This window comes from Corynebacterium sp. HMSC071B10, assembly GCF_001814825.1.
GTDB lineage: Bacteria > Actinomycetota > Actinomycetes > Mycobacteriales > Mycobacteriaceae > Corynebacterium.
The window spans coordinates 1-25,611 of the sequence record NZ_KV818010.1 but is presented as its reverse complement, the minus strand read 5'-3'; the positions used below and the strand labels follow the sequence as shown (position 1 = coordinate 25,611).

At 63.1% G+C, this 25,611-nt stretch carries 24 protein-coding genes and 2 tRNA genes; 15 read left to right on the top strand and 11 right to left on the bottom strand.

Features of this window, described 5'->3' with window-relative positions; genetic code table 11:
* Positions 1-318 precede the first annotated feature (318 nt).
* Positions 319-391: transfer RNA gene (locus HMPREF2990_RS08655), tRNA-Asn, on the bottom strand.
* A gap of 148 nt (positions 392-539) precedes the next feature.
* Here HMPREF2990_RS08655 and HMPREF2990_RS08650 point away from each other — a divergent pair.
* From HMPREF2990_RS08650 to HMPREF2990_RS08640, 3 genes are read left to right on the top strand one after another with little or no spacing between them, the layout of a single operon-like run.
* Positions 540-914, top strand: coding sequence for a hypothetical protein (locus HMPREF2990_RS08650; RefSeq protein WP_070764116.1), 375 nt, complete (start codon positions 540-542; stop codon positions 912-914).
* A 55-nt stretch (positions 915-969) separates the two neighbouring features.
* A complete protein-coding gene (locus tag HMPREF2990_RS08645; RefSeq protein WP_070764114.1) occupies positions 970-1,887 on the top strand; it encodes an ornithine cyclodeaminase family protein in 918 nt (305 codons plus the stop codon).
* A gap of 28 nt (positions 1,888-1,915) precedes the next feature.
* Positions 1,916-2,551 (top strand): hypothetical protein, encoded by a 636-nt coding sequence (locus tag HMPREF2990_RS08640; protein ID WP_070764113.1) that lies wholly within the window; start codon positions 1,916-1,918, stop codon positions 2,549-2,551.
* On the opposite strand, the gene HMPREF2990_RS08635 is transcribed toward HMPREF2990_RS08640, so the two are convergent.
* A complete protein-coding gene (locus HMPREF2990_RS08635; RefSeq protein WP_070764111.1) occupies positions 2,548-3,366 on the bottom strand; it encodes a phytoene/squalene synthase family protein in 819 nt (272 codons plus the stop codon). The genes HMPREF2990_RS08640 and HMPREF2990_RS08635 overlap by 4 nt on opposite strands.
* Before the next feature lie 46 nt (positions 3,367-3,412).
* On the opposite strand from HMPREF2990_RS08635, the gene HMPREF2990_RS08630 reads away from it, so the two are divergent.
* A complete protein-coding gene (locus HMPREF2990_RS08630; RefSeq protein WP_141757857.1) occupies positions 3,413-3,676 on the top strand; it encodes a hypothetical protein in 264 nt (87 codons plus the stop codon).
* 685 nt (positions 3,677-4,361) lie between these two features.
* Here the strand turns inward: HMPREF2990_RS08630 and HMPREF2990_RS08625 are convergent.
* The 4 genes from HMPREF2990_RS08625 to HMPREF2990_RS08610 all read right to left on the bottom strand — a co-directional run bounded on the left by HMPREF2990_RS08625 (position 4,362) and on the right by HMPREF2990_RS08610 (position 9,127).
* Positions 4,362-5,135 (bottom strand): DUF3800 domain-containing protein, encoded by a 774-nt coding sequence (locus tag HMPREF2990_RS08625; RefSeq protein WP_070764107.1) that lies wholly within the window; start codon positions 5,133-5,135, stop codon positions 4,362-4,364.
* 226 nt (positions 5,136-5,361) lie between these two features.
* Positions 5,362-5,949: a hypothetical protein gene (locus HMPREF2990_RS08620; protein ID WP_070764105.1), complete on the bottom strand. Its 588-nt coding sequence runs from the start codon at positions 5,947-5,949 to the stop codon at positions 5,362-5,364.
* Between the two features lie 140 nt (positions 5,950-6,089).
* On the bottom strand, positions 6,090-7,223 hold the full coding sequence (locus HMPREF2990_RS08615) for a CAP domain-containing protein (protein WP_083317098.1): 1,134 nt from the start codon (positions 7,221-7,223) through the stop codon (positions 6,090-6,092).
* Positions 7,224-7,378: 155 nt separating this feature from the next.
* Positions 7,379-9,127, bottom strand: a complete 1,749-nt coding sequence (locus HMPREF2990_RS08610) for an AbgT family transporter (protein WP_070764101.1) — start codon at positions 9,125-9,127, stop codon at positions 7,379-7,381.
* Between the two features lie 167 nt (positions 9,128-9,294).
* Between HMPREF2990_RS08610 and HMPREF2990_RS08605 the strand changes: the two genes are divergently transcribed.
* Genes HMPREF2990_RS08605 through HMPREF2990_RS08590 form a run of 4 tightly spaced genes read left to right on the top strand, consistent with a single transcriptional unit; the run spans position 9,295 to position 13,490 of the window.
* Entirely contained in the window at positions 9,295-10,098 is an 804-nt protein-coding gene (locus HMPREF2990_RS08605; protein ID WP_070764099.1) for a serine hydrolase domain-containing protein, read from the top strand.
* A gap of 53 nt (positions 10,099-10,151) precedes the next feature.
* Positions 10,152-11,606 (top strand): uridine transporter UriT, encoded by a 1,455-nt coding sequence (locus HMPREF2990_RS08600; protein WP_070764097.1) that lies wholly within the window; start codon positions 10,152-10,154, stop codon positions 11,604-11,606.
* Positions 11,599-12,537 carry a uridine-preferring nucleoside hydrolase UriH gene (locus HMPREF2990_RS08595; RefSeq protein ID WP_070764095.1) on the top strand — a complete coding sequence of 313 codons (939 nt, stop codon included), beginning with the start codon at positions 11,599-11,601 and terminating at the stop codon, positions 12,535-12,537. The genes HMPREF2990_RS08600 and HMPREF2990_RS08595 overlap by 8 nt, the downstream gene beginning before the upstream one ends.
* A 35-nt stretch (positions 12,538-12,572) precedes the next feature.
* Positions 12,573-13,490, top strand: coding sequence for a DMT family transporter (locus HMPREF2990_RS08590; RefSeq protein WP_070764093.1), 918 nt, complete (start codon positions 12,573-12,575; stop codon positions 13,488-13,490).
* Here the strand turns inward: HMPREF2990_RS08590 and HMPREF2990_RS08585 are convergent.
* Entirely contained in the window at positions 13,487-15,283 is a 1,797-nt protein-coding gene (locus HMPREF2990_RS08585) for a flavin-containing monooxygenase (protein ID WP_070764090.1), read from the bottom strand. The genes HMPREF2990_RS08590 and HMPREF2990_RS08585 overlap by 4 nt on opposite strands.
* A 394-nt stretch (positions 15,284-15,677) precedes the next feature.
* Here HMPREF2990_RS08585 and HMPREF2990_RS08580 point away from each other — a divergent pair, with 394 nt between their 5' ends.
* On the top strand, positions 15,678-16,043 hold the full coding sequence (locus HMPREF2990_RS08580) for a hypothetical protein (RefSeq protein ID WP_141757856.1): 366 nt from the start codon (positions 15,678-15,680) through the stop codon (positions 16,041-16,043).
* A complete protein-coding gene (locus HMPREF2990_RS08575) occupies positions 16,036-17,421 on the top strand; it encodes an NAD-dependent succinate-semialdehyde dehydrogenase (protein ID WP_070764086.1) in 1,386 nt (461 codons plus the stop codon). The genes HMPREF2990_RS08580 and HMPREF2990_RS08575 overlap by 8 nt, the downstream gene beginning before the upstream one ends.
* Here HMPREF2990_RS08575 and HMPREF2990_RS08570 read toward each other — a convergent pair.
* Both HMPREF2990_RS08570 and HMPREF2990_RS08565 read right to left on the bottom strand, forming a co-directional pair.
* Positions 17,418-18,176 carry an HAD-IIA family hydrolase gene (locus HMPREF2990_RS08570; RefSeq protein ID WP_070764120.1) on the bottom strand — a complete coding sequence of 253 codons (759 nt, stop codon included), beginning with the start codon at positions 18,174-18,176 and terminating at the stop codon, positions 17,418-17,420. The two genes, HMPREF2990_RS08575 and HMPREF2990_RS08570, sit on opposite strands and share 4 nt — an antisense overlap.
* Positions 18,177-18,196: 20 nt before the next feature.
* Positions 18,197-18,499: an acyl carrier protein gene (locus HMPREF2990_RS08565; protein ID WP_070764084.1), complete on the bottom strand. Its 303-nt coding sequence runs from the start codon at positions 18,497-18,499 to the stop codon at positions 18,197-18,199.
* Between the two features lie 23 nt (positions 18,500-18,522).
* On the opposite strand from HMPREF2990_RS08565, the gene HMPREF2990_RS08560 reads away from it, so the two are divergent.
* A complete protein-coding gene (locus tag HMPREF2990_RS08560; protein WP_070764081.1) occupies positions 18,523-19,509 on the top strand; it encodes an alpha/beta fold hydrolase in 987 nt (328 codons plus the stop codon).
* Positions 19,506-20,450 carry a Rib/alpha-like domain-containing protein gene (locus HMPREF2990_RS08555; RefSeq protein WP_070764079.1) on the top strand — a complete coding sequence of 315 codons (945 nt, stop codon included), beginning with the start codon at positions 19,506-19,508 and terminating at the stop codon, positions 20,448-20,450. Before HMPREF2990_RS08560 ends, HMPREF2990_RS08555 begins: the two co-directional genes overlap by 4 nt.
* Positions 20,451-20,517: 67 nt before the next feature.
* Here HMPREF2990_RS08555 and aceE read toward each other — a convergent pair whose 3' ends face one another.
* Positions 20,518-23,277 (bottom strand): pyruvate dehydrogenase (acetyl-transferring), homodimeric type, encoded by a 2,760-nt coding sequence (gene aceE, locus HMPREF2990_RS08550; protein WP_070764077.1) that lies wholly within the window; start codon positions 23,275-23,277, stop codon positions 20,518-20,520.
* A 184-nt stretch (positions 23,278-23,461) separates the two neighbouring features.
* On the opposite strand from aceE, the gene HMPREF2990_RS08545 reads away from it, so the two are divergent.
* Together HMPREF2990_RS08545 and HMPREF2990_RS08540 are read left to right on the top strand one after the other, a co-directional pair.
* Entirely contained in the window at positions 23,462-23,872 is a 411-nt protein-coding gene (locus tag HMPREF2990_RS08545; RefSeq protein ID WP_070764075.1) for a DUF3052 domain-containing protein, read from the top strand.
* 62 nt (positions 23,873-23,934) lie between these two features.
* Positions 23,935-24,010: transfer RNA gene (locus tag HMPREF2990_RS08540), tRNA-Val, on the top strand.
* 71 nt (positions 24,011-24,081) lie between these two features.
* Here the strand turns inward: HMPREF2990_RS08540 and rhuM are convergent.
* A complete protein-coding gene (rhuM, locus tag HMPREF2990_RS08535; protein WP_366105878.1) occupies positions 24,082-24,957 on the bottom strand; it encodes a RhuM family protein in 876 nt (291 codons plus the stop codon).
* A 350-nt stretch (positions 24,958-25,307) separates the two neighbouring features.
* Here rhuM and HMPREF2990_RS08530 point away from each other — a divergent pair, with 350 nt between their 5' ends.
* Positions 25,308-25,604: a hypothetical protein gene (locus HMPREF2990_RS08530; protein ID WP_141757855.1), complete on the top strand. Its 297-nt coding sequence runs from the start codon at positions 25,308-25,310 to the stop codon at positions 25,602-25,604.
* The last annotated feature ends 7 nt before the right edge of the window (positions 25,605-25,611 follow it).

Below are 25,611 nucleotides of genomic sequence, written 5' to 3'. Positions count from 1 at the left end.
CGTGTCTACTTTCCGGGGGTCAGGCCCGCGGCATCAAGCCAACTCGCCCGACGGCCGACCGGAAGTCTGCGACACCGACATCAACCCTTCCTGGGCCATCCGACACGGCTGGGCAGGACGCACATAACCCGAGTACAACACCCCCAACCCACCCATCCCGGCCCCATAAAAAGCACACATTTTGTCGCTTAAGTCGACACGCCGAGAAAAGCACACATTTTGTCGCTTAACCCAACCCTTGCTGCGGGTATCCACTCAAACGTGAAACCCCGCGTCCGACCGGTCATCTCGGTCGGGCGCGGGGCCTTACAAGTACAGCTCCTCCAACTGGGCTCGAACCAGTGACCCTTCGATTAACAGTCGAATGCTCTGCCAACTGAGCTATGGAGGAATATTCACTTTGTTGCCGTCCTGCTGCGTTCCCGCTGCGCTCTGTGCAACGAGTACTTATTCTGTCTCATCTTCTAAAAAGAAACAAATCGGCAGGTCAGGCAGGCCAAATATGGCAAACGATACAAAAAAGTGTTACTGTGTGTCGCATGCAGAATCGTACCCTCGCCGCCGCCACCGCATTAGCCGTGGCCAGCGGCGCTTTTTCGCCAGTTAGCGCACACGCCGCCAGTCCATATTCCAACGTTGAAGTGTTCCAGCGTGACGCGACTGTCGTGGTGAACGACATGAGCTCCGTCAAGAACAGCTACGAGCGCGCCGTCGGCTCCAGCTTCGACGACGCAGTTGCCGCAGGCAGCTTCACTGAAGTGGTCAAGCACGCGAGCCGTTTCGACATCATCATGACCGCCCTTTTGGGCTCCTTTGCCGTCGGCTCCACCTGGTACTACATGGTGCTTCAGGGCATGATCCCGAACCCGCTGCCCGGCGTCATTCCCTCGTCGGCCCAGCAGCACCGTAGGTAATCGCAAGATTTCTTCCTTTACCTCGGCCCTGTCCTACACCACGTAGGGTGGGGCCATGCGTTTTATTAGCCACGACCAAGTTCTAGCCACGCTCACCCCGGCTGCGGCGGTCGCCGCTTTGCGCGACACGCTTGCCGAAGGGTTTGATCCTGCAACGGACCCCCTGCGCGAGAAAGTCCAGCTCCCACACGGCGAGATGCACCTCATGCCGTCGGCTACGGACAGTGCAGTGGGCGTGAAGATCCTCGGCATCCAGCCTTCCGACTCCACCGAAGACGTCCCGCTCGTGCAAGGCTCGTACCTGCTGATGGGTGCGAAGACGCTCACGCCGCACACGCTTATTGATGCCACGTCGCTGCCCGCGCTGCGCACTCCGGCCGCCTCTATCGCGCCGGTGGTCGACCTGCTGACGGCCTCCGAGGAACCGCTCGACGTCGTTATCTTTGGCACCGGCGCACAGGGGCTCGGTCACGCGGCCACGCTGGAAAGCGTGCTCGATGGCGTCCGTGAGCTGCGCATTACTTTTGTCTCGCTTACTGAGCCGGCGGACTTCTCCTACGACTGGGTAGAGTCCGGCACGGATGCAGCCAAGGACGCGGTCAAGAATGCTGAGCTCGTCATTACCGCGACGACAGCCCCCGAGCCGATCGTGCATGCTGCAGATCTTGGTGAGCGAGCGATCGTGCTGGCCGTGGGTGCGCACACTGCGGATACCCGCGAGCTTGCGGCGGATGTGTTCGAGGGCGCGCAGGTGATTGTCGAGGATCCCACGGTGGCCTACCGGGAGGCAGGAGACGTTGTGCTGGCGACTGAGGAGGGCACCGTTCGGCGCCAGGATCTGGTGACCATGGCGCAGGTCGTGCGCGGCGAAGTGGAGCTGGCGCGGGATCGTCGTGTGGTCTGTAAGACCGTCGGTATGCCCTGGCAGGATCTTGCCACTGCCGAAGCGATCGCCGCCGCAGCGGACGCGTAGAGCGAAAACCGGGGGTAGGGTAGTGGGCATGAAGAAGACACTGCTGCCGCTGGGCGTCGCCGCTGCCGTCGCCTGTACCACCGTTACGCCCGCCTACGCCCAGGAGGCGCCGGATGCCCCTGTCGCTGAGCAGGAATCCAGCTCTGGTAGCTCGACTGGGGATGAAGGCCAGGAGGGGGACGCGGGGTCGTCGCTAAGCACTGGCGCGATTGTGGGCATTAGCCTCGGCGTGCTGGCGCTCGTAGGTGCGGGCAGTTACTTTGCTGTCTCCCAGGGGCTGATTGACGTGCCCGGGCTCGAGCTGCCGCAGGTGCCGGGGCTGGGCGAGCTTGGTGCGCTTGCCGGTGCTGCGGGGCTGGCGATCCCGGCGCTGAGCGCGGGCAAGCAGGAGACGAACGCATCGTGCCAGCCGGGCGCCTTTGACGCGATCGTGCCGGGTTGGCCTGCGCCGACGGGAACGACGGTGCAGTACTGCGACGGCAAGTGGGCTGTCGCCGGTGCGAAGCAGACCGACTGGATCGTCGCGTTTCGGGCGAATGGTGACAAGTGGGCAGTGGTGAAGCCGGATGGGGAGACGAACACCGGGTTCAAGTGCTACAGCACGGCAACGCTGCGGGGGCAGGGTGCGCCGAAGCAGTTCACCGACAAACTGCAGACCTGCTAGCGCAGGGCCCGGGCCGCAAGGGCGAGTTTGCGGTGGTTGGGCACGCGGATGCGGGTGCTGCGAAGCGTGTCTGGCGGGGTGGCCTCGATGCGGTCGGTGAGGTCCTCAAAGATCGCGGTCGCTGCCCGCACCGCCGGACGAACCCGTGGTGGCAGGTTGGGGATTTGTTGCTTGGCCTGGGCGAGTTCGGTGCGGATTTCGGGGATGAAGGGGTGGACGGGGGCGTCGATAAGCGAGTGCTCGGTGTAGCGGCGGCCGAGGGCGGAGTCCTCGGCTTGGTCGCGTAGGAAGTTGATCTTTTGGAAGGCGGAGCCGAGTGCGCGGGCACCGTCGATCAATTGTGGCGTGAGTGCAGCGTCGTTGCCGCGGAAGAAGACGCGCAGGCAGAGCAGGCCGATGACTTCGGCGGAACCGTAGATGTAGGCCTCGAGCGGCAGGTCTGGCTGGTCGGGAAGGGCTGAGCGCATGGAGGCGAAGAAGGCGCGGACCTCGTCGTCGGGAAATTGGCAAGCGCGGGCGGTGGCGGCGTAGGCGTGCAGGATCGGGTCAGTATGGAAGCGCTGCGCGGGCGCGTGGATGACGGCGTCCTCGTAGATATTGAGGGCGGTGGCGGGGCACTCGTGGGCTTGGGAGGTGGCACCGTCGACAATCTCGTCGGCGATGCGGACCATGGCGTAGAGATTGCGGATGTCGGTGCGCATCGGCTGCGGCAGCAACTTGGTGGCCAGCGAGAAGCTGGTGGAGTAGTGCGCCATGACCTGCGCGGCTGCGCGGTTGCAGGCGACGTCGTAGGTGTCCAAGTAGCTGCCGGTCATGATGTATCAGCGTATCGTGCGCGGCCGGGCCGGTAGCATCGGGCGCATGATTATTCCGGTTGGATGGCCCCGCCCGCGCGCACTCGCCGGGGGACTGCTCGGGCTGGGTATCGTGATGCTGCTCAGCGCAGGGCAATTGCCGGACTGGCGGGCGCTGACGTTGCTCGGGCTGGCGCTTGGCGTGCCGAGTCTGGTGTGGCTGGTTGCGGACATCTGGTTTGTGCGGCCGCGCGGGGTTGCGTGGTGGGTACTCGTGGCGGTTGCCGTCGTTGTGGGCGTGTGGGGGATTGCGCTGTTTCCGGAGCGGTGAGTGGGATTTGAAGCGCCACGGGGGTCTCTCCGTGTACGGGGGGAGCGCAAGTTCAACTGTGGAAAGTCTTGACCAAAAGCGCCAAAATGGGTTAAATTAAGGCTACGACGAGCCGGATACCGGAACGTTGTCGCCTGGAGCCGCGTAGGCTCCAGAGCTTTTTCTGGGCTAAGGAAGCCACTTCCGGGTTAAGCGACAAAATGTGTGCTTTTCTCGGCGTGTCGACTTAAGCGACAAAATGTGTGCTTTTTATGGGGCCGGGATGGGTGGGTTGGGGGTGTTGTACTCGGGTTATGTGCGTCCTGCCCAGCCGTGTCGGATGGCCCAGGAAGGGTTGATGTCGGTGTCGCAGACTTCCGGTCGGCCGTCGGGCGAGTTGGCTTGATGCCGCTCACGCATGCACCTGGCGGGCGTGTGTGTAGTCTGCGCGCCCAAAGTCTTGCTCGGTTGCGAACGCCAGAGGGGCATTCTGGTGCTGGACGTGCAGGTAGTATCACCGTCCATCATTGCTCGCTGGTGGCGTCCATTGTTGCGGTGGTGATTCCACATGCCAGGCATGGGCCTGTTGTGTTTTCTTTTTCCGTGCTGAGTTGGCTGCTTCACTAGCTGGTTTAACGGCCTGCCGCCTTAGCACATCCAACGCCTGAAGTGGTGGACCTTCCAGTCTACGGTCGGGAACCCCGATTCAACGAGCACTTTCCCGCCGTAGGCCCAGGCAGGACCGCGAATCCATATCCAAAAAAGCACACATTTTGTCGCTTAACCCCCACTTCCGCTCGTGGACGAGAGCAGGACCGAGTGCCTTTACGAGTCGCGCGGTTGCCCTGCGTGCCGACTTACCAGCGGTTGTTTCTTCTCGGTGGCGGCGCAGCACGTATACGGACATGTCTGCTGCCTGCACGCCCCTACTTTCCCTAGAGTCAACAAACTCGATGTCGCCGTCAACGCAAAGGAGTTTTTGGCTGTGATAGCCCGGAGTGCTGACGCGGGTAAATCCTTGGATTGCCTCGTTAAAATCATCTTGTTGCGGCACCATGTCCGCAATGACCTTGCACATCTGCCCGTTGAGTGCGCAATACTCATTGACACGCTCAAGCGTGTGGCGTAGCGCTACCTCGTGAGGACTATCCGGGTACTTGTATCGCGCATTAAGCCGGTTAACATCAACGCCTTCAAGGTAGATGCGGGCACCCGAGTTCTGTATTGCGTGCAGCACCTTCTGGTAGATGGACACGCGCGCTCCAAATTTACCATTGAGGCTTTTCCAGTCGTCTAACCCATTCATCAGGGCATGTCCATGAAACTCAGGGGAGGCAAGCCAGCTGTTGCGTTCTCGCAGACCTTCGGCAAGTTCGTCGAGCCGCGTCACCAAGGTCTCACATTGCTTTTCGTCAACGAGGACGCCCGCCACGTAATAGTGATCTTTCTGGTAGGACTCGTCAACGAAGAGTTGATACATGCGGGGTGTTCTCCTGTCAGGTGGGCACTAACGACCTTAACTCATGCGCCAATTCCACAACGAGACGTCGATAGCGCAGCCACGTGAAAAGGGTGTATGCACAGGTCTGGCGCACGCAGCGGTGGACGAGGGGCTAGACGTGGGCGAGTGGTAGAGGTCAGCGCACCAAAAAGTGGGCGGCGTCTGGTTTTTCAGACTCCGCCCACTTTCCTGGTGCTGCTTGGTTTTAGCGGTACAGCACACCGTTGATGATCGAGAGACCCTGCCCGTCCTTCTTCGGGAACTGGATCTTCAGGGTGTCAATCTTGCTGACCGGTACCTCGAAGTTGACGACGTCGCCCTTCTTCACAATCTTGCTCTGGTTGAGATTGCCGTTGACATAGACCTTGATCTCGCCTTCGTCCAACGTGTTGTTCACGACGTTCTCGTCCCACACCGCGGTGAAGGTGGCCTTTCGGAATTCGCTGTTCAGCTTGCGCTCTACGAAGCACCCGCTGTACCGGTAGCACTGACCATTACGAGCGGAGTCGGTGTAGACCTTGTCGCCGACCTTGACCTCGACACCGTAGTCGACTTTGTCGTAGGTGATGCCGTCCCTGCTACCCGGGATGAGCAGCTTTTCCTGCGCCAGCTTCGGGTCGGAGGGCGCGACGACTCCAGAGTCGCCGTTGCCGGGGTTGACGCTGCTGCCGTTCTGCGCCAGGCCGGCGACGGTGCCGATCAGCGCGGTCAGCGCGACGATCGCACCGACGATCTGGGGAATGAGGGCTTCAATGTTGCCCAAGAGCTTGTTGATGTCTTTGAAGTTGTTCATGGAAAACTTTCAAAATGAAGGGAAACCGGACAAACGTATTAAAACCTCTGACGGCCGTCTGTGCAACATTTCTCAGCGCAAGTTCAGGGAAGCGCAATCGGTAGACGCGTGTGGGTGATGCCTTCCTCATGCCCGAGGATCTACATATGTTCCTTGTACGCAAACTTGTACACGATGTAGTAGAGAGGGTGGCCGTTGAAAATCTGCGTTCCCTTCACGATCGAGATGCCGCCCACGAGCGTTTTATTCGGCCACCTGTTGTAGAGCAGGTTGTCGTTATGCGGCGGAGACGCGATGAACGCATCAAGGGTATTGGGTAACTGCCACGAGTTTGTTGACCACACATTTTCCCCAGCGTTGGTTTCAACGTAAGTGGCGTTGTATTCAGGGTCGATGCCCGTTTTGACGTACGACCTTTCGTGCGGGTGCGTATCGTAGAAGGTCGCATCCTTCGCGTCTTCGTAGGCGAGTTTCTTCGCCCACTTGTCTGCTTCGTGGGCGAGCGCATTGCTCCACTCCATCGTCGGGAGCCCCTTGGAAGCGCGGTACGCGTTCCAAGCGTTGAACTGCCTGCGCACTTCCTCACGTAGGCCTTCGCTCTCGTACTTCATGTCCGATTCGTCGTAGCGCTTTTCCTTTTCCTGCTTCTCGCGCTCCAACTCTTGACGGAGGTTCCAGAAAGGATCGTCATAGTGTGGGTCGATCGGCTCCCCGAAGGTTTCGGTGGAAATGACGTTGCCGTATTTATCGACCTTCTTCACGTACGTCACGCCGTTGATCGTCTGGGTCACGGTCTCGAACCAGTCAGGATCATCCTCAGTGGTGATCTTCTCGGAGCCGTCGGGCATAAGCCACTTCGTGGTAATGGTGCCGTCAGCTCGCGTGCGTTCGAGCATTTGGGGTTCTTCGGTGCCCGCTTCAGCCGGTTCTTCGACTGTCGGCTCGGGTGTGTCCGGCTCGCTGGGTGCTTGTGGCGTCTCGCTCGATGGGAGTTCGGGAAGAAGGGAGCCAAGATCAGGCAAAGTGAACTCTGGGGTAGGGCGTGTGGACGTAGTCGGCGCATGCGCCTGCGTACTTGTGGGCAGGGTGTCAGGCGCTGTCGGCGCGGTAGTGGAGCGTTCGCTGCTGCTGGAGCCGGAGCTGCTGGATGCTCCGTCACCGCTTGCGGCAATGATGCTGATTACCGTGATCAGGGCGATTACGGCACTCAACAGCGTGGGTGCAAGATTTTGAACATTGGCCAGAAGCTGCCGTGTAGGGCGGGAGTTTCGCATGGGAAGACATGCCTTTCACACAAGAAAGTATCGATCCATTCCATTAAACCATGCAAGTGCCAGCGTTCTTGAAGCTTGTGCCAAGGTGACGAAAGGTAAAAGAAAACGGGGCTGGAGAGTTGCTCTCCGGCCCCGGGGGCGTCGATAAGCGGAGGCTAGCCCACCTGGTAGTCCATCGGCGAGCCCGGGCCGAGCGGGATGCCTGCGTAGTACCAGATGAGGAAGAAGACGAACCAGCCCGCCATCATCGCGATGGTGTACGGCAGCGCCAGCGACATGAGCGTGCCCACGCCGGCCTTCTTGTAGTAGCGCTGCAGGAAGGTCAAGGCGAGCGCGAAATAGGGCGACATCGGGGTGATGATGTTCGACGGGGAGTCGCCGATGCGGTAGAGCATCTGGGTGACCTCCGGGGCGATGCCCACGTACATCATCATTGGCACCACCACCGGTGCCATAAGCGCCCACTGCGCGGAGCCCGAGGTGATGAACAGGTTGACCAGCGCCACCATGATCACAAAGCCCAGGAAGAGCAACACGTTCGGCAGGTTCCAGCGCTGCAAAAGCTCCGCGCCGTTAATCGCGGTCCAGGAACCCAGGTTGGACCAGGTAAACCATGCCAAAAACTGGGAGACGGCGAAGAAGAGCACCAGCATCGGCAGCAGCGTCTGCAGGCCGCGCGCCATGAACGCCGGGATATCCGCGGCGGAGGTGATTGTGCCGACGATCAGGCCGTAGACCAGGCCCATGAGGAAGAACGCCAGGGCGATCGGCACGGCAATCGCGCGGATGAGCGGGGACTCCATGAAGCCCTCCTCCGGACGCGCGAACGGCGAGGCCGGGACGAAGAGCAGCACGAAGTAGGCGATGAGGAACAGCACGAGCGCCACGGTGGACCACAGCATGCCCTTCCACTCGATGGGGGAGAGTTTGAGCTGCTCCTCGGTCAGCTCGCCCTCTTGGCGCTCGTACTCAGGCTCCGGGGTCTCCTTAGGTTTGCCAGCGGCTTCCTCTACCAGCGGGTCGCCGGAGTCGGCCTCCTTGAGGGCTTTGGCGTGCTCGCGGCTTTCGATCTTGTCAAAAGCGAGTTCCTTGGTCTCGATGTGATCGTGGTTGACCAGCGCCTGCGCCTTCTTGTCTACAAAGAACTCGGTCACCGCGGTAATCACCAGCGCGAGGACCGCCGCGGACGGGATGACGAAGAAGATGTTGGCCAGTGGGGAGACCTCGTAGGCCTCGTCAACAATGTTGGCCGCTGAGGTAGAAATGCCGGCCAGCAGCAGGTCGGTGATGTTGAGGATCAGCGAGGCATTAAAGCCTGCCGACGACGCCGCGAACGCCACCATCGCACCCACGATCGGCGAGCGCCCCACCGCGTGGAAGGCGAGCGCGCCCAGCGGGATGATGATCACGTAGATCGCGTCGGAAGCCACGGAACCGGTCACACCCGCCAGCGCGACCATGAAGGTGAGCATGCGCGGGCCAACCTTGGCCACCATCGCGCGCACCAGGGCACCGAGGAAGCCGGTCTGCTCCGCCACGGCCACGCCCAGCATCACCGAAAGCACCACGCCGAGTGGCGGGAAGGCGATGAAGTTCTCCACCGCGTCGGTGACCATGCGCGAGATGTTCTCTCCGGTGAGCAGCGACTCGACCTCGATAGTCTCACCCGTGCCGGGGTCGACGGCGCTCATGCCAACCTTGTGGCCGATCCAGGAGGTCACGGCGACAACGCCGGCCAAGATGACAAAGAGCCAGAAAGGATCCGGCAGCTTGTTGCCGACCCTTTCGATGAAGCCGAGGAAGCCTGCGCCCTCGCCGTCTACGTGCTCGTGGCTGTCTTCGCGGCCCTTGGCCTTTTCTTTCGTGCCCGTATTACCGGGCGGGACTTTAGAGGAACCGGTCATCGATTCTCCCTCTCGTGCTCGTTGGGGCCCGCACTTTCTGTAAAAAGTGCAGGCTGCGTGCAGTTATGAAGGCCGTTCGGCCGGTGACCCTTACCCCTTCCGGCGCTCAGGTGTAAGCCAGCTTACACAAACCAGGTGTCGTGTACACATTGGTAGGCTTGAGGCTCATGCACGTCGATTTAGCCCCGTTTCTGGATTCCTGGCCCGCCGACAACGTCAGCGCCGCGCTGATTGGCACGCAAACCGGCACGTACGGCGATGAGGAGCACGTCTACGAGCTGGCCAGCGTGACCAAGCTGCTCTCGGCCTACGGCATCCTGCTCGCGGTGGAGGAGGGGGCCTTCGAGCTGGACACACCCTGCGGGCCCGAGGGGGCGACCGTGCGGCACCTGCTCGCGCACGCCGGTGGTGTGGGCTTTGATACGCGCGAGTTGCAAAAGCCAGTGGGCAAGCGGCGCATCTACTCCTCCGCCGGCTACGAGATTCTGGCGGACTTTTTGGAGGAGAAAACCGGGATCGGCTTTGGGGAGTACTTGCGTGAGGGGGTTTTCGAGCCGCTGGGGATGCGTACGGCTGAAGTGTATGGGTCGGCGGGTCATGGCGGGCGGGCGTCGATAAGCGACCTGGCGCTGTTCGCGCAGGAGCTGCTGGAGCCGAAGCTTCTAGCGGAGGGGACGCTGCGCGAGGCGTTTTCGAATCAATTCGGGGACCTGCGCGGTGTTGTGCCAGGCTACGGCATGCAGAAGCCCTGCCCGTGGGGCCTTGGCTTTGAGATCAAGGGGGAGAAGGCACCACACTGGACGGGTGACGGGATGCCCGCGGACACGGTCGGGCACTTCGGTATGGCGGGCACCTACCTGTGGGTGGCCGACGGGCAGGCGATGGTGGCGCTGACGGATCGCGAGTTCGGCGACTGGGCGAAGCCGCTGTGGCAGGAGACAAATACTTCCGTGTGGGAGGCGCTGACCTAAAAATCCATTTTCTACCCGTGTGATGCGGCCGTTTTTGCAATAAACTGTGGCGCATGACAAGTGGCATCGATAACACCCAGGTTCCCGCGCCCGGGCAGAAACTCCCGTCCTCCCAAGTGTGGCCACTCATGTTGGCCCTGCTCACCGCCGTTTTCGCGTTCCAGCTCAACGCCTCCATGCTCGCGCCCGCGCTGGCCACGATGCAGGTGGAGCTGGACGCCACCGCGAGCCAGATTGGCATGACGCAGACGGCGTTCTTCACCGCGGCGGCGCTGTTTTCGCTGTTTATGCCGCGGTGGGGTGACCTGATTGGCCGCCGGAAGGTGCTCGTGGGCATGATGGCCGTCACCGTCATCGGCTCAATCATCGCCGCGCTGTCGGTGAACGTGACCATGCTGTTTATTGGGCGCGTGGTACAAGGTGTGTCGGGGCCGACGGTGGCGCTGACCTCGGTGATGCTGCGGCAGGCGGTGCGCGATGAGAAGCAGTTCGCGTTCCTGGTGGGCATTTTGACCTCCATTAACGGCGGTATCGCGGGTGTGGACGCCATCCTCGGCGGCTGGCTCACGCAGGCCTTCGGATTCCGTTCCCTGTTCTGGGTGATCGGCGCGTTCGCACTCGCCGCGGTCTTTACCATCCGCTACGGCGTGGCGGAGACGAAGTCCAACGAGCTGCAGCCGATGGACTGGAAGGGCGTGGCCTGGCTCGTCGTGGCGATCGGCACGATCCTTACCGCCTTCAACGAGGCCGGTGCGCTCGCCGAGGCCAACTGGTTCATGGTGATCATCCTGCTGGCCATCGGCGCTGCCGCGCTCTTCGTGTTCTGGCGCGCCGAGAACTCCACCCGCCACCCGCTGGTGCAGCCCGACCTAATCAAGCAGCGTCGTACCTGGGCGCTGTTGACCACCACCACGCTCACCATGACCGGCATCTTCGCCGTGATGAACGGCCTGGTGCCCAACCTGGCCCAGGACCAGGTGCACGGCCCCGGCTTGTCGGCCGGTACCGTCTCCTTCTGGACGCTTACGCCGTACGCCATCGCCGGCCTTGTTGTCGGTCCCTTTGCAGGCTTCCTCGCCGGCCGTTTGGGCTACAACCTGGTGCTGAAGATCGGTATCGGCGGGGCGGCACTTTCGGTGCTCATGGGGATTTTCATCGTGGGCAACCCAACGCCGGTGCTTCTGCTGCTGCTTTCCATCGCCGCGGGTATCACGTACGCGGGCATTGCCAACATCATGCTTGGCTCGCTGCACGTCACGCTTGCCCCGAAGTACAACCAGGGCTACCTGCCGGGTCTGAACGCGGGCGCGTTCAACCTCGGCGCCGGCATCTCGTTCACCGTCATCTTCGCGGTGGTTACCTCGTTCGCGGACCAGGGCGGCGGCTACCGCGCCGGCATGATCGCGGGCCTGGTGCTGCTCATCGCCGCGTTCTGCACTTCCTTCCTGATCCCGCGCCCGCAGGATCTGCCCGACACCATCGCCGCTGAGGAGGCCAACCGTGCGTAAAATTATTCTTGACTGTGACCCAGGTCATGATGATGCAGTCGCTATTCTGCTCGCGCTCGGCGACCCGTCGATTGAGCTGCTTTGCTTAACGACGGTCGGCGGCAACCACACCATCGACAAAGTCACACGCAACGCGGCCCAGGTGCTTACCGTCGCCGGGTGCACCGACGTGCCGATCTACCGCGGCGCGCACCGCCCGCTCGTGCGCGAGGTGGAAACCGCCGAAGCCGTTCACGGCGATACTGGTATGGAAATCCACGGCTTCGAGCTGCCGGAGCCGGACGTGGAGGTCAGCGAGACTCACGCGGTGCGCGCGATCATCGACACCATCATGGCCGAGGAACCTGGCACCGTCACGCTCGTGCCCACCGGGCCTTTGACCAACATTGCGCTCGCGGCGCGCTTGGAGCCGCGCATCGTCGAGCGCGTCCGCGAGGTCGTCCTCATGGGCGGGGCGTATGCCACCGGCAACTGGACGGCCTCAGCCGAGTTCAACATCGTCGTCGACCCGGAGGCCGCCCACATCGTCTTCAACGAGTCCTGGCCCGTGGTCATGGTCGGCCTGGATCTGACCCACCAGGCCCTGGCCACGCCCGAGGTGGAGCAGCGCTTCGCTGCGCTGGGCACCGACGTGGGCGATCTGGTCGTCGGGCTTTTCGACGCCTTCCGTTCCAACTACAAGGACAACCAGGGCTTCGACAACCCGCCGGTGCACGACCCCTGCTGCGTGGCCTACCTCATCGACCCCTCGGTGGTAAAAACCGTGCCCGTGCCCATCGACGTCGAACTCTCCGGCGCGCTGACTACCGGCCGCACGGTTGCGGATTTCCGCGCGCCTGCGCCTGCCGACTGCACTACGTTTGCGGCCACCGAGCTGGACGTGGACAAGTTCTGGGACATGGTGGTCGACGCCACCAAGCGCCTGGGGTAGGGAATGCTGCGGGGTAAGCGTTAGCATTCCTAGCTATGTTGCACCTTCCCATCGCGCTAGCCATCGGCGCGCTGATCCCCATCCAGACCGCCGCGAACTCCCGCCTGCGTGTAAGCGTGGGCAACCAGCCGGTGGTCTCCGCGCTGCTTTCTTTTAGCGTCGCGCTTTTGTTGTCCATCCTGGCCACGGCCGTGCTGGTGGGCAACCCCTTGCCGCAGTTCGCGCCGGGCACGCACGCGCCCTGGTGGATCTGGCTCGGCGGGTTCATGGGTGCAGTCTTCGTGCTGGGCAACATCCTGCTCTTCCCCAAACTCGGCGCGGTGCAGACCGTGGTGCTGCCGATTTTGGGCCAGGTGATCATGGGGCTGACCATCGACTACTTCGGCCTGTTCCATTCGCCCCAGCAGTCGGTGAGCCTGCTGCGCGTGCTTGGCGCCGCGGTGGTGCTGGTTGGTATCGCGGTGGTGCTTGGGGTGCGAAGGAATGCCGCGAGCGGCGACGCCGACGGGGCCGGGCTGTGGCTCTACCGCCTGCTCGGCGTCGCAGTCGGCATGGGCTCAGCGACCCAGGCCGCGGTTAACGGCTACCTGGGCACGATCGCGGGCTCCTCGCTGCACGCAGCCGAAATCAACCTGGCGGTCGGCGCGCTGCTGCTCTTCATCGCGGTGCTGGTGACCAGCCCGCGCCAGCTCGCCCGCAAGCCCACGGCGGGGCCGTGGTGGATGTGGCTGGGCGGCGTTGTTGGCGCGACCTTCGTCATCGGTGGTGCCACGTTGGTTCCCATCCTCGGCACGGCCACGACCGTGATCGCGTTTAACGCGGGCACGATCGCGGGCGGCCAGGTCATGGAATCGGTCGGGGCGTTCGGCGCCGCCAAGCGCAGGATCAACGCCACCCGCGCGCTCGGGCTGGTGCTGATCCTCGCCGGCGTGCTGGCGGTGCGCCTGCTCTAGGAGGTGTGGTGCACCTCGGCCAGCTCGTAGACAGGGGTGTCCATGCCCTCGTAGCGCGCCTTGAGCTGGAGTGCGAGGTAGCGCGAGTAGTGGCGCGACTGGTGCAGGTTGCCGCCGTGGAACCACAGCTGGTCCACCTGGGTCGGCTTCCACATGTTGCGCAGCTCGCGCTCCCACGGGCCCGGGTCCTTCGTGGTGTCCGAGCCGAGACCCCAGACGCGGCCGACCTTGTCGGCGGTCTCCTTGTCAATGAGGTGCTCGACCCAGCCGTTCATCGAGCCGTAGCCGGTGGCGAGCACGATGACGTCGGCGGGCAGTTCGGTGCCGTCGTCAAGCACTACCGAGTGCTCCTTGACCTCGGCGATCGAGGTGGGGGAGTGGACGGGGATCGAGCCGTCGGCAACCAGCTCCGAGGCACCGACGTTGATGTAGTAGCCGGAGCCGCGGCGCAGGTACTTGAGGAAGAGCCCGGAGTCGTCGTCGCCGAAGTCCACCATGAACCCGCGGTCGGCGAGCGCCTGGTAGAACTCGGCGTCCTCCTTACGGATCTGGTCGAACGCCGGCCGCTGCGCATCGGGGAGCACCTTGTAGGGCCAGGAGGCGAACAGCAGGTCGGCGGTGTCGGTGTCGATCCCGGCCTCCACCGCGTCCTCCGAGTACAACGGGCCGAAAACGTGCTTCATCAGCGAGTCCGACTGCGAGACGTGCGTGGACGAGCGCTGGATCATCACCGGGCGCGCCCCGTTGTGCACCAGGTCCGCGGCGATGTCGTGGGCGGAGTTGTTCGCACCCAGGATCACCACGTCCTTGTCCTTGTCGCCGTCGCCGCCGGGGTGCTCGGAGGAGTGGCGGATCTCGCCCGCGAAGTTTTCCTGGCCCTTGAGCTGCGGGCGGTTCGGCACGCCCGACATGCCGGTGGCAAAGACCAACTGGGTCGGGTGCAGGGTGAGTTCCTCGCCGTCGCGAGTCAGCGTGACGTCCCAGCGCTTTTGCTCCTCGTCGAACTCGGCGTGGGTGACCTCCGCGTTGGTCCAGTAATCAAGGTCCATGATGCCGACGTAGTGCTCGAGCCAGTCGCCCATCTTGTCTTTCGGTGTGAACACCGGCCAGTCGTCTGGGAAGGGCAGGTAGGGCATGTGGTCGTACCACACCGGGTCGTGCAGGCACAGGGAGTGGTAGCGGCCGCGCCACTGATCGCCCGGCCGATCCGCCTTATCGACGATCAACGCCGGCACCCCCTGACGCTTCAACCTCGCACCCAGCGCAATGCCGCCTTGGCCGCCGCCGATAATCAGTACGTAGGGCTGCTCAGAAATACCGAGGGTGGCGCGGCGCTTCTCGCGGCGATCAGCCCAGTTCTCCGGGTCCTGCTGTGGCCCGTGCTGCGCGCCGAGCTCGCGGTTGCGTCCGCGCTTTTCCGGGAAGTCCTTCAGCTCGCGGCCGGAAGTCAGCAGCGTCCACGCTTTGCCAGCTCGAAGCCTGGCGATGCCGCGGCAGTAAAAATTGCCAGTCTCGCAGGTGAACTGGATCCTCGTGACCCCATCGCCTTCGTCGACGACCTCGGTCAGCTCCGTGTTGGTGATCGTGCTGTCCGGGTGGGTGGCGGTGACCATGCGTGCGATTTCCTCGCGGCCCTCAGCGGTATACAGGTTCCACGTCATGGCGGTGAGGTCGCGCCAGAACCCCTCCGGTTCGAACAGTGCGGCGGCAGCCTTGCCTGCGGCCGTGGGATCGGTCTGCGCAGTCGCGGCCTCGAGGTCGTTGAGCCATTGCTGTGCGGTGGTCTCGGTCATGGGAGTGCCTTTCCATCAGTTAGGGGTGTTGGGCGACACAGTACACGCGCGCCTGAGGTGTGCGCCACAACAAATTCCAAATGTGGCGGCCGTGATCCGTGTGTCACCCTCTACCTCAACTTGAGTAAATAGGGGGATCAACCTGCGGTTGAGGGTTGCCGGGGTGAACTTGTGTGGCGCAAGATTGGTCGCGAGATACAAGAGGCCGTTGGGGAAGACGAACCTCTCGTCTTACACTCCGCCGCCGCGCCTAGTCACCGCGGCCGGAACCCGCCTAGTCACCGGGTGTGGGGTGTCCACCGCCGCATGCGGGACCGCGCAAGGCACTAGTCACGTCGACGCGCAGTCACACGCATGCGGCACCGCGAAGCACGATACGGAAGGTCCCCAACTCATGACTACGACATTGGTCGCGCCGTACGCCTCGACGGCTACGTTCACGCGCGCCGCAACCGCGCCAGCCGCACACGCGCCCACTGCCGCCGCTACGTTGGTGGTGTCCGGGATGGGGCGGGGGTGTCGGCGCGGCGTCGAGAAGCTGCTCTGCGAGCTGCCCGACGCGCCCACCACGGGTGACGAGGACGCGATCTGGTTTACCCGCTGGCAGCGCGAGGCCGACGGCACCTACTGCTGCCGCGAAACGCTGCGCGCGCCCGCCGAGGCCCTGGCCACTTTCGCCGAGCGCTTGGACGCATACGCCAAAACGCACGGCTTTGTAGCGCGTGTCACGCCGCGGTCGTACGATGGAGCGCATGTCTGATCAATACCGTGTACAGAACCCGGCAACCAACGAGGTCGTCGAGACCTTCGACTTCATCACCGACGCCGAGCTCGCCGCCGCCCTCGACCGCGCCGACGAAGCCTTTACCCAGTGGCGCGAGGTGAGCTTCGACGATCGCGCGAAGCTTTTGCGCGAAATCGCGCAGCTTTTCGACGCCAAGCGCCCCGAACTTACCCGCATCATCGCCGAAGAAATGGGCAAGCCGCTCGACCAGGGCGAAGGAGAACTCGACGACGTCGTCGGCATCTTCAACTATTACGCCGAGCACGGTGCCGCGTTGAGCGCCGACGAGCCAATCGAGCACACCGGCGGCGAAGCCGTCATCCGCAAGGTGCCCATTGGCGTCATCGTCGGTGTCATGCCGTGGAACTTCCCGTACTACCAGGTCGCGCGCTTCATCGCGCCGACCATCATGGCGGGCAACACCGTGCTGCTCAAGCACGCCGAAATCTGCCCCCGCTCCGCTGAAGCCATCCAGGCGATTGTCGACGAGGCGTGCGCGAAAACCGGCGCTCCGACCGGAGTGTTTACCAACATCCGCGCCACCCACGACCAGGTGGCCGGACTTCTCGCCGACATCCGCGTCCAGGGGGTGTCGCTTACCGGCTCCGAGCGCGCCGGTCGCGCCGTTGCCGCAACCGCCGGCCAGAACCTGAAGAAGGCGCTGCTCGAGCTCGGCGGCACCGACGCCTACATCGTGCTGGACACCGCTGATGTCGAGGCCGCCGCCGACACCGCGTGGGGCAAGCGCCTGGCGAACACCGGGCAGGCGTGCACGTCGAACAAGCGCATCATCGTCATGGATGACATCTACGACGACTTCGTCGACGCCATGGTCCGCCGCGCGAAGGACTTCACCCAGGGCGACCCCTTCAACCCGCAGAAGGGCCACTTCTACCCGCTGTCCTCGCGCGGTGCGGCAGAAACCCTGCGCGACCAGGTGCAAAAGGCCGTCGAAGAGGGCGCCACGCTGCACGTCGGCGGCGAGCTGACCGGCGAGGGCGCCTACTTCACGCCCGCCGTGCTCACCGATGTGCCGGTCGGCTCCGAGTCTTACAAGGCAGAGTTCTTCGGGCCTGTCGCCGAGATCTACAAGGTCGCAAGCGACGAAGAAGCCATCGAGCTGGCGAATAACTGCAACTACGGCCTGGGTGGTGCCGTCTTCTCCCAGGATGAGGAGCGCGCCAAGAAGGTGGCCAACCGCGTGGTTACCGGCATGATCCATGTGAACATCCCGCAGGCGCGCGGCCCGGAGCTGCCGTTCGGCGGCGTGAAGAACTCCGGTTTCGGCCGTGAGCTCGGCGCGCTCGGCATGGACGAGTTTGTGAACAAGCAGCGTTACTACGTCGCCGACTAGCTCCCGAAGGGCGCCTCGATGTGCCCGACCAAATCCGCGACGGAATCCACGATCGCGGTGGGGCGGTAAGGGTAGCGGGCGATCTCCGCGTCGTCGCTGATCCCGGTGCGCACCAGCACGGTGCGCATGCCTGCCTCCATGCCGGCCTTGATGTCGGTGTCCATCCGGTCGCCGATCATGACCGTGTTCTCCGAGTGCACGCCCAGGTTATTCAGCGCCGAGCGCATCATCACCGGGTTGGGCTTGCCCACGTAGTAGGGGTCGCGACCGGTCACCGCCGTGATCATGGCCGCCACCGACCCGGTCGCGGGGATCACGCCGTTGGGGCCGGGGCCCGTCAGATCCGGGTTGGTGGCGATGAATCGCGAGCCGCGCCGGATGAGGTTACACGCCGTGGTGAGCGCCTCGAAGGAGTAGGTGCGAGTCTCGCCGAGCACCACGAAGTCCGGGTCCGCCTCGGTAAGAATCCAGCCCATCTCGTGCAGCGCCGTGGTCAGCCCCGCCTCGCCGATCACGTACGCGGAGGCCTCGCCGGCCTGCTGAGAGAGAAACTTCGCCGTCGCGGTGGCAGAGGTCCAGATGCGCTCCGGCTCGATGTGCAGCCCCATGCGGGTGAGCTTGGCGGAAAGATCGCGCGGCGTCTGCATCGAGTTGTTCGTCAGCACCATGAACGGGATGTCTTCCGCGCGCAGCCGCGAAATGAACTCGTCCGCGCCTGGGATCATGTCGCCCTCGCGGTGCAACACGCCGTCCATGTCGGTTAAGTACGCGATGCTCACTGCTCATCCTCCAAGAAATCTGCGAGTTCGCCGACTGTCTCGCACTCATCGTAGACCCGCTCGGTGACGCGTACGCCGAACTCATCCTCGATGCGGATGGCCAGCTCGATGCGGTCCAGGGAGCTGATCCCCGTATCGTTCAGAGCGGTCGACGGGGAGACGCTGTCCTCTCCGCCGGTGACGCGCTCGATCAGCGCAGCCAGGCGCGAGAACGTGTCGGCGGGGGCGTCGTTTTGGGGCTCGTCGGCGTCGAGAAGCTTGCTGAAGTCGCCCAGATTGAGGCGTTGGGAGAGTTCCATACACCCATAATAAGGTGGAAAGCATGCTCCGCCCGCTCGCCTACGCCCGCACCCTCACGCCCGCCGCTCGCCGCAATCTGCTTCAGACCCGCGCCAAGCTTCACGACGCCGACGGCACCATCGGCCTGACCTACACTCGCACCGGCACCGTGGACGTGGCGGGCCGCGAAGTCCACTTCTACGAGACTGGGCCGTCAGACTCCGACGCCTCCACCGTGGTGTACGTCCACGGCTTCAATATTTCGGCGGAGACATTTTATATGCAGGTGCGTGGCGTCGAGAAGCTTGCGCCTGGGGTGCGCCAGATCCTGCTGGACCTGCCCGGGCATGGGCAAAACCCCACGCCCGACCCGGCGGCACTGACCATCGACGCCGCAGCCGATGCCTGCGCCGCCGTCCTGCGAGCCCGCGGCGCGCGCGGCCCCGTGATCGTGGTGGGGCACTCACTCGGCGGGCCCGTGTCCCTGTCACTGATGCGGCGCTACGCCTCCGAATTTGACTGGGCGGGCAGCGTGCAGATCTCCAGCGCGGTCGAGCCTTTCACCGTGCAGGGGCTGCCGCAGATCCTCGCCGGGCCGATCGGGCGCGTGCTGGAAACCGTCACCCGCGCCACGCCGCGCTTTGCTGAAGGCGTGCGCGAGGTGGTGACCGACACCATCGCGCCGGTGCTCGCGCTGGGCTTCTACTTCCGCCCGATGCCGTATGACATCGTCGACTTCCACGCCGCCATGATCCGCGAAACCCCGCTGGAAACCTACGCCGGCTACTTCCAGGACCTGCTTCATCACTCCGAGCTGGACGCCGGCACTGTACTTGCTGAGCTTCCTGGATATATCCTGGTTGGTGACCGAGACAACGTCACCCCCGTGTCGCAATCGGAGGCGCTGCACCGCATCTGGCCGCGCGCGTACATGCAAGTGCTGCCGGAATCCGGGCACATGCCGCCGCTCGACGCGCCGGGTGCCGTCACCACCGCCATCGTGCGGCTGATCGAAGGAGTCGAGCAATGAAGCGGATTGTGAGCGCGAGTGTTGTCGCCGCCTGCCTGGCGGTGGGCGTGGTCGTGCCCGGTGGCGCCGTGGCTGCGACGGAATGTACCGCCCGCGGCGACAGCGGTGCCTCCGACGGCACCCAGATGAAGGACAAGTTCGAGCCCTACATCGACGCCACCCCGCGCACCGTGGGCAAGGTGCCCGGCTACTACGTCAGCACGCCCGCGCTTTACGACATCGAGGGCATGCCCAAGGGCGCAACCTGGGCAATCGCCACGCAGGACAACCTCACCGAGCCGATCAAGGTGCAGCGCCGCGGCGAGCAGCTCGAGCTCTTCCTCCAGCACAACCTGCGCAAAGAAGGCGCGCCGCACCCCTCCATTCAGCCCGGCCCCAACACCACCGACAAGCTGGACATCCGCATCTGCTACCCGGACAACTCCACTGAGCTCGTTCAGATGCACCCGCAGCTCGTGCCCGAGCACAGCTTTCTTTACGACGTCACCTACGAACCCCAGCGCGCCAATCCCGGCCAGCGGGTGACGATCCGCCCCGAAAACGGCAACTACCGGGAGTTCAACACAAACCCGCTGCAGCTGCCTAAGGATGCTTCGTGGTCAGTCATCTCGCACGCGCGCTGGACCACGAGCATCGACAAGCAGGGCGTTGTGACCACCACCGTGCCCAAAGACGCCCGGACGGGCTCCGAATTTACAGTGGCAGTGCGCTACGCCGACGGCACTGCCGACGAGGCGCGCTTCAGCGTGGCCAGCACCGGCAAGGGCGCTACTGAGAAGCCAGAGAAGCCTGCGGCGCAGCCGGGCGCCAACTCCGGGTCTTCCACTGCACAGGTCGCCGCACTGGTCATCGGGCTGATTGCCGCGATCGGCGGCGGCGTCGCGTTCCTGCTGCCGCAGCTGGCCAAGATCTTCGGCGACGGGCTGAACCTGCCTGTCTAATACCCCACGCAAAGCGCCCCCTTTCCCGGCAAAAAACCGGAAAGGGGGCGCTTTTCACGCGAACGGCTTAGTCTTCAGCGCCGCCGTTCGGGTTGGGGTGCGTCGGGTCGTCGATGTGCATGTCCTTGGCGGCCTTGCTGACCACATCGCGGTCGATCTTGCCCTCGTTGGACAGGCCAAGCAGGGCGGCAACTGCCATGGATTCCGCATCGATGTTGAAGTAGCGGCGGGCGGCCTCGCGGGTGTCGGCGAAGCCGAAGCCGTCTGCGCCCAGCACGATGTACTGGCCCGGCACGTAGGCGCGGATCTGCTCCTGCAGGCTGGTAGCAAAGTCCGAGGTGGCGATGTACGGGCCCGCGGTCTGCTTCAGCTGCTTGGTGGCGAACGGCTCTTCCGCTTCCTTCTCCGGGTTGCGCAGCTGCTCGTTGGCCACGCGCGCGCCGTCGCGAGCCAGCTCGACCCAGGAGGTCACCGAGTAGATCGCGGCACCGACGTTGTACTCGTCCTGCAGGATCTTCTGGGCGCGCAGCGCCTGCTGCATGCCGATGCCGGAGGCGAGCAGGGAGACGTTGTGCTCCTTCTTCTCGCCTTCGTCGTAAAGGTAGATGCCCTTGTGCAGGCCCTCGACGTCCAGGTTCTCCGGGCGGGCCGGCTGGTGGGTCGGCTCGTTGTAGACGGTGATGTAGTACATCACGTCCTCGTCCTCGCCGGAGCCGCTGCCGTACATGCGCTCGATGCCCTTGGACACCAGGTACGGCATCTCGTAGGCGAACGCCGGATCATAGGTGATCACGGCCGGGTTGGTCGAGGCCAGGACGGGGGAGTGGCCGTCCATGTGCTGCAGGCCCTCGCCGGTGAGCGTGGTGCGGCCAGCGGTCGCGCCGATGATGAAGCCGCGCGCCATCTGGTCGCCGGCGGCCCAGAAGTTATCGCCGGTGCGCTGGAAGCCGAACATGGAGTAGAAGATGTACATCGGGATCATCGGCTCGCCGTGGGTCGCGTACGACGTACCGGCGGCGATGAAGGAGGCGGAGGAACCGTCCTCGTTGATGCCCTCGTGCAGGATCTGACCGTCCGACGCCTCGCGGTAGGACAGCTGCAGGTCGTGGTCGACCGGGACGTAGTTCTGACCCTTCGGGTTGTAGATCTTCTGCACCGGGAACCAGGAGTCCAGGCCGAAGGTGCGGGCCTCGTCCGGGATGATCGGCACGACGCGCTTGCCCAGCTCCTTGTCGCGCATCATGGCCTTGAAGGTGCGCACGAGCGCCATGGTGGTGGCGACTTCCTGCTTGCCCGAGTCCTTGAACAGCGCCTTGTAGGTCTTCTCAAAGTCCGGCTGCTCAAGCGCCGTGTAGGTCTCGCGGCGCTCCGGCAGGTAGCCGCCGAGCTCCTCGCGACGCGCCTTGAGGTACTTGATCTCTTCGGCGTCCTCGCCCGGGTGGTAGTAGGGCGGCAGGTACGGGTCCTTCTCCAGTTCCTCGTCGGAGATCGGGATTTCCTGCTTGTCGCGGAAGAGCTTGAGGTCCTCCAGGGTCAGGTTCTTCATCTGGTGGGTGGCGTTGCGGCCCTCGAAGTTGTGACCCAGGCCGTAGCCCTTAATGGTGTGTGCGAGGATGACGGTCGGCTTGCCCTTGGTCTCCAGCGCGCGCTTGTAGGCGGCGTAGACCTTGCGGTAGTCGTGGCCGCCGCGGCGCAGCGCCCAGATCTCCTCGTCGCTCATGTCCTCGACGAGCTTCTTGGTGCGCTCGTCGCGGCCGAAGAAGTGCTCGCGGACGTAGGCACCGTCGTTGGCCTTGAACGTCTGGTAGTCGCCGTCCTTGGTCGTGTTCATGATGTTGACCAGGGCGCCGTCCTCGTCCTTCTCCAGCAGCTCATCCCACTCGCGGCCCCAGACCACCTTGATCACGTTCCAGCCGGCACCGATGAAGAAGGTCTCCAGCTCCTGGATGATCTGGCCGTTGCCGCGCACCGGACCGTCGAGACGCTGCAGATTGCAGTTGATCACGAAGGTGAGGTTGTCCAGCTCGTACAGCGACGCCATCTGGAGCAGGCCGCGGGACTCTGGCTCATCCATCTCACCGTCGCCGAGGAAGGCCCAGACGTGCTGGTTCTCGGTGTCCTTGATGCCGCGGTCCTGCAGGTACTTGTTAAAGCGGGCCTGGTAGATCGCGTTCATCGGGCCCAGGCCCATGGACACGGTGGGGAACTCCCAGAAGTCGCGCATGCCGTGCGGGTGCGGGTACGACGGGATGCCACCCTGCGGGCGGGAGTGCTCCTGACGGAAACCGTCGAGGTCGTCCTCGCTTAGGCGGCCCTCAAGGAAGGCGCGGGCGTACATACCGGGGGAGGCGTGGCCCTGGAAGAAGACCTGGTCGCCGCCGTGTTCGGCGTCCTTGCCCTGGAAGAAGTGGTTGAAGCCGACCTCGTACAGTGCAGCCGCGGATGCGTAGGTGGAGATGTGGCCGCCGACCTTCACGCCCGGGCGCTGCGCGCGGTGGACCATGATGGCGGCGTTCCAGCGCATCCAGCGGCGGTAGCGCTTCTCAATCTGCTCATCGCCCGGGAACTCCGGCTCCAGGGAGGTGGGGATGGTGTTGACGAAGTCCGTAGAGGACAGCGCTGGCAGCTGCACGCGCTTCGCGTTCGCGCGCTCCAGCAGGCGGAGCATGAGGTAGCGTGCGCGCTCCGGATCAGACTCTTCGAGCAGCCCGTCGAAGGAATCCATCCATTCCTGGGTTTCCTCCGGGTCGCTGTCGTGCAGGTAGGACGCTACACCGTCGCGAATCAGCTCGATGTTCGACTCTTTGGCCTGGTCTTTCTCTGCCACGAGAAATCCTCCCTTTGTGTTTGGGCAATTGTTCCCCACCACCCTACTTCGTTTCGGGTTTTCCGGCATTAATGGGCCAATGCTTATCGCCGCCACATTCCCCCCCTTCCCCGCCACAACTCCCACAACAGATGTAAGCTCTATTGCACTGTCTTTGAATCGTCTACATGGAGGAAGCAAAACTTTGGGCGCCGCAGGTGTCAACACGTATGCAGACCGGCTGAATATTCACGCCGACGACGTTGTGCAGGAGATCGGCTGGGACGAAGACGCCGACTCTTCCATCTCGGAAGCCATCGAGGATGCGATCGGTGAGCAGCTTCTGGACGAGATGACCGACGAGCTCTGCGACGTCGTCTTGCTGTGGTTCCGCTCCGACGACGGCGACCTCGTCGACGCGCTCATGGACGCCATCCGCAACCTGGGCGACAACGGCCGCGTCTGGCTCATGACCCCCGGGGCCTCCAAACCCGGCGGCGTCCACCCGGGCGAGATCTCCGAGTCCGCACAGCTCGCGGGTCTGATGCAGACGAAGGCGGACCGCTTCGGCGAGTGGCAGGGCTCCTGCCTGACCGCCGCTGGTACCAAGAAGTAGTTCCTGCCCTGACCTGCAGGTTAGGCGGTCAAGCGGTGCTTCTGCTACTGTTTACCGCTAGCGCGCCGTTAGCTCAGCTGGAAGAGCAACTGGTTTACACCCAGTAGGTCGGCGGTTCGAGCCCGTCATGGCGCACCACATGCAAGGCCCCTTTCCACTCGGAGAGGGGCCTTGATACTTCGCCACGACATTTCCACGACGCGCGCGCATCAATCAGTCGTGTCCTCGCCTCGCTTTAACGCTTTCACTTCTCGCTCAATTTGCGCCATATCCTTGGCATTGACCTCTGCGTCGAGTCGACGTTGGTACTCAACCCATTCGGTCTTGGCCTTCTCTACTGCCTGTTTGTGCTGGCGTTTGCCATATCCCTTCAGCACCTCGCGCTCGTTGAATACCAGCCAGGCATCAGTTTTTTCCATCCAGTCCTTGAGCAGAAGTGTTTTTCCCATTTCGGACTGGTCCTCGGCGTAATCCAAGAACATTGAGGTGAGGCGTCGCATTCGGCGCGCCTCGTCCTCCGTGAGAAAGTTTTTAGCTATCTCCATGTCTCCTTTGTGGGGTTGTTCGCCTTGCCAGGTGGTAAGCCCAGCGTTGGGTTTTTTACGGTCGGCGCGTTCCCAGATGAGTTCGGCGGCGGTTCGTCCATGCGTAGCGAAGTGGAGCCGATTTTGGATCCCTGTGAAGAATTGGCGAACGGAGTTGAACGACTTGGTCTCCTCGTAGTCGGCACTGGTTGCGGAGATGACGTCGCAGATCTTTCGGAAGAACTGACGTTCTGATACACGGATCTCGCGGATACGCTCGAGCAGTTCTTCGAAGTGAGTGTCCTTGCCGTCGTTTTTGAGACGTTGGTCATCGAGGGCAAAGCCTTTTGTGAGGTACTCGCGGAGGACTTCCGTAGCCCATTTCCTGAATTGTGCGCCTCGTGGTCCGCGTACGCGGTAACCGACAGCAAGGATCATATCCAGGTTGTAGTGGTTCGTACGCCTATCTTGACCTGGCTGTTGTAAAAGTTTTTTACATTCGCTTTCCGATAACTCGCCGGCCCTCAGTATTTCGCGAATGTGGTGGTTGATCCCTGACACTCTCCGTTAAAGAGCTCGGCACTGTCCCCGCCGTAGGCGCAGGCAGGACCGGGAATCCATATCCAAAAAAGCACACATTTTGTCGCTTAACCCAAAACTTCTTCAGGAACGAACCGATGCTGGGGCCCGTAGCTAGTTAGCATGCATCATTCGCTCGGTGACAGGTGCACCCGCCACGAGGGACCCGGTCGATGAATCGGCGGTGAAAGTTTCCGAAGGTGATGTAGTTACGGAGGGGGGAGTAATGATTGAGCCATCGACCTGGTCCGAATACCTGATGCCGGAAGCTCGTTTCTGTATAACCACCCTCAACAGTTCTTCGCAAAAGCCAGCCAAATAGCATGAGGTATATGAAACTCGATGAGTTCTGCGCCCATTATGATGGCGACGCGCTCTCCGACAACGAGATGGATGTCTCAGCTCTAGGTCCAGCACTCCTTGCGTTTGGAGAAATAACACGAATCGCCTATCGGGAAGTTGACCCACTAAGTGGAAAGCAGCCCACAGTTAAGGTCCAACAATTTAGCCCGGGCTCGTTTGAGATCCTCATGGGTATCGACCTCAACACGGTTGAAGAATTCGTTGACCTTTTCACAAACAGATACTCCAGCGCCGCTGCGAACGTGGGCCTGACCCCCGGAAAGTAGACACGTC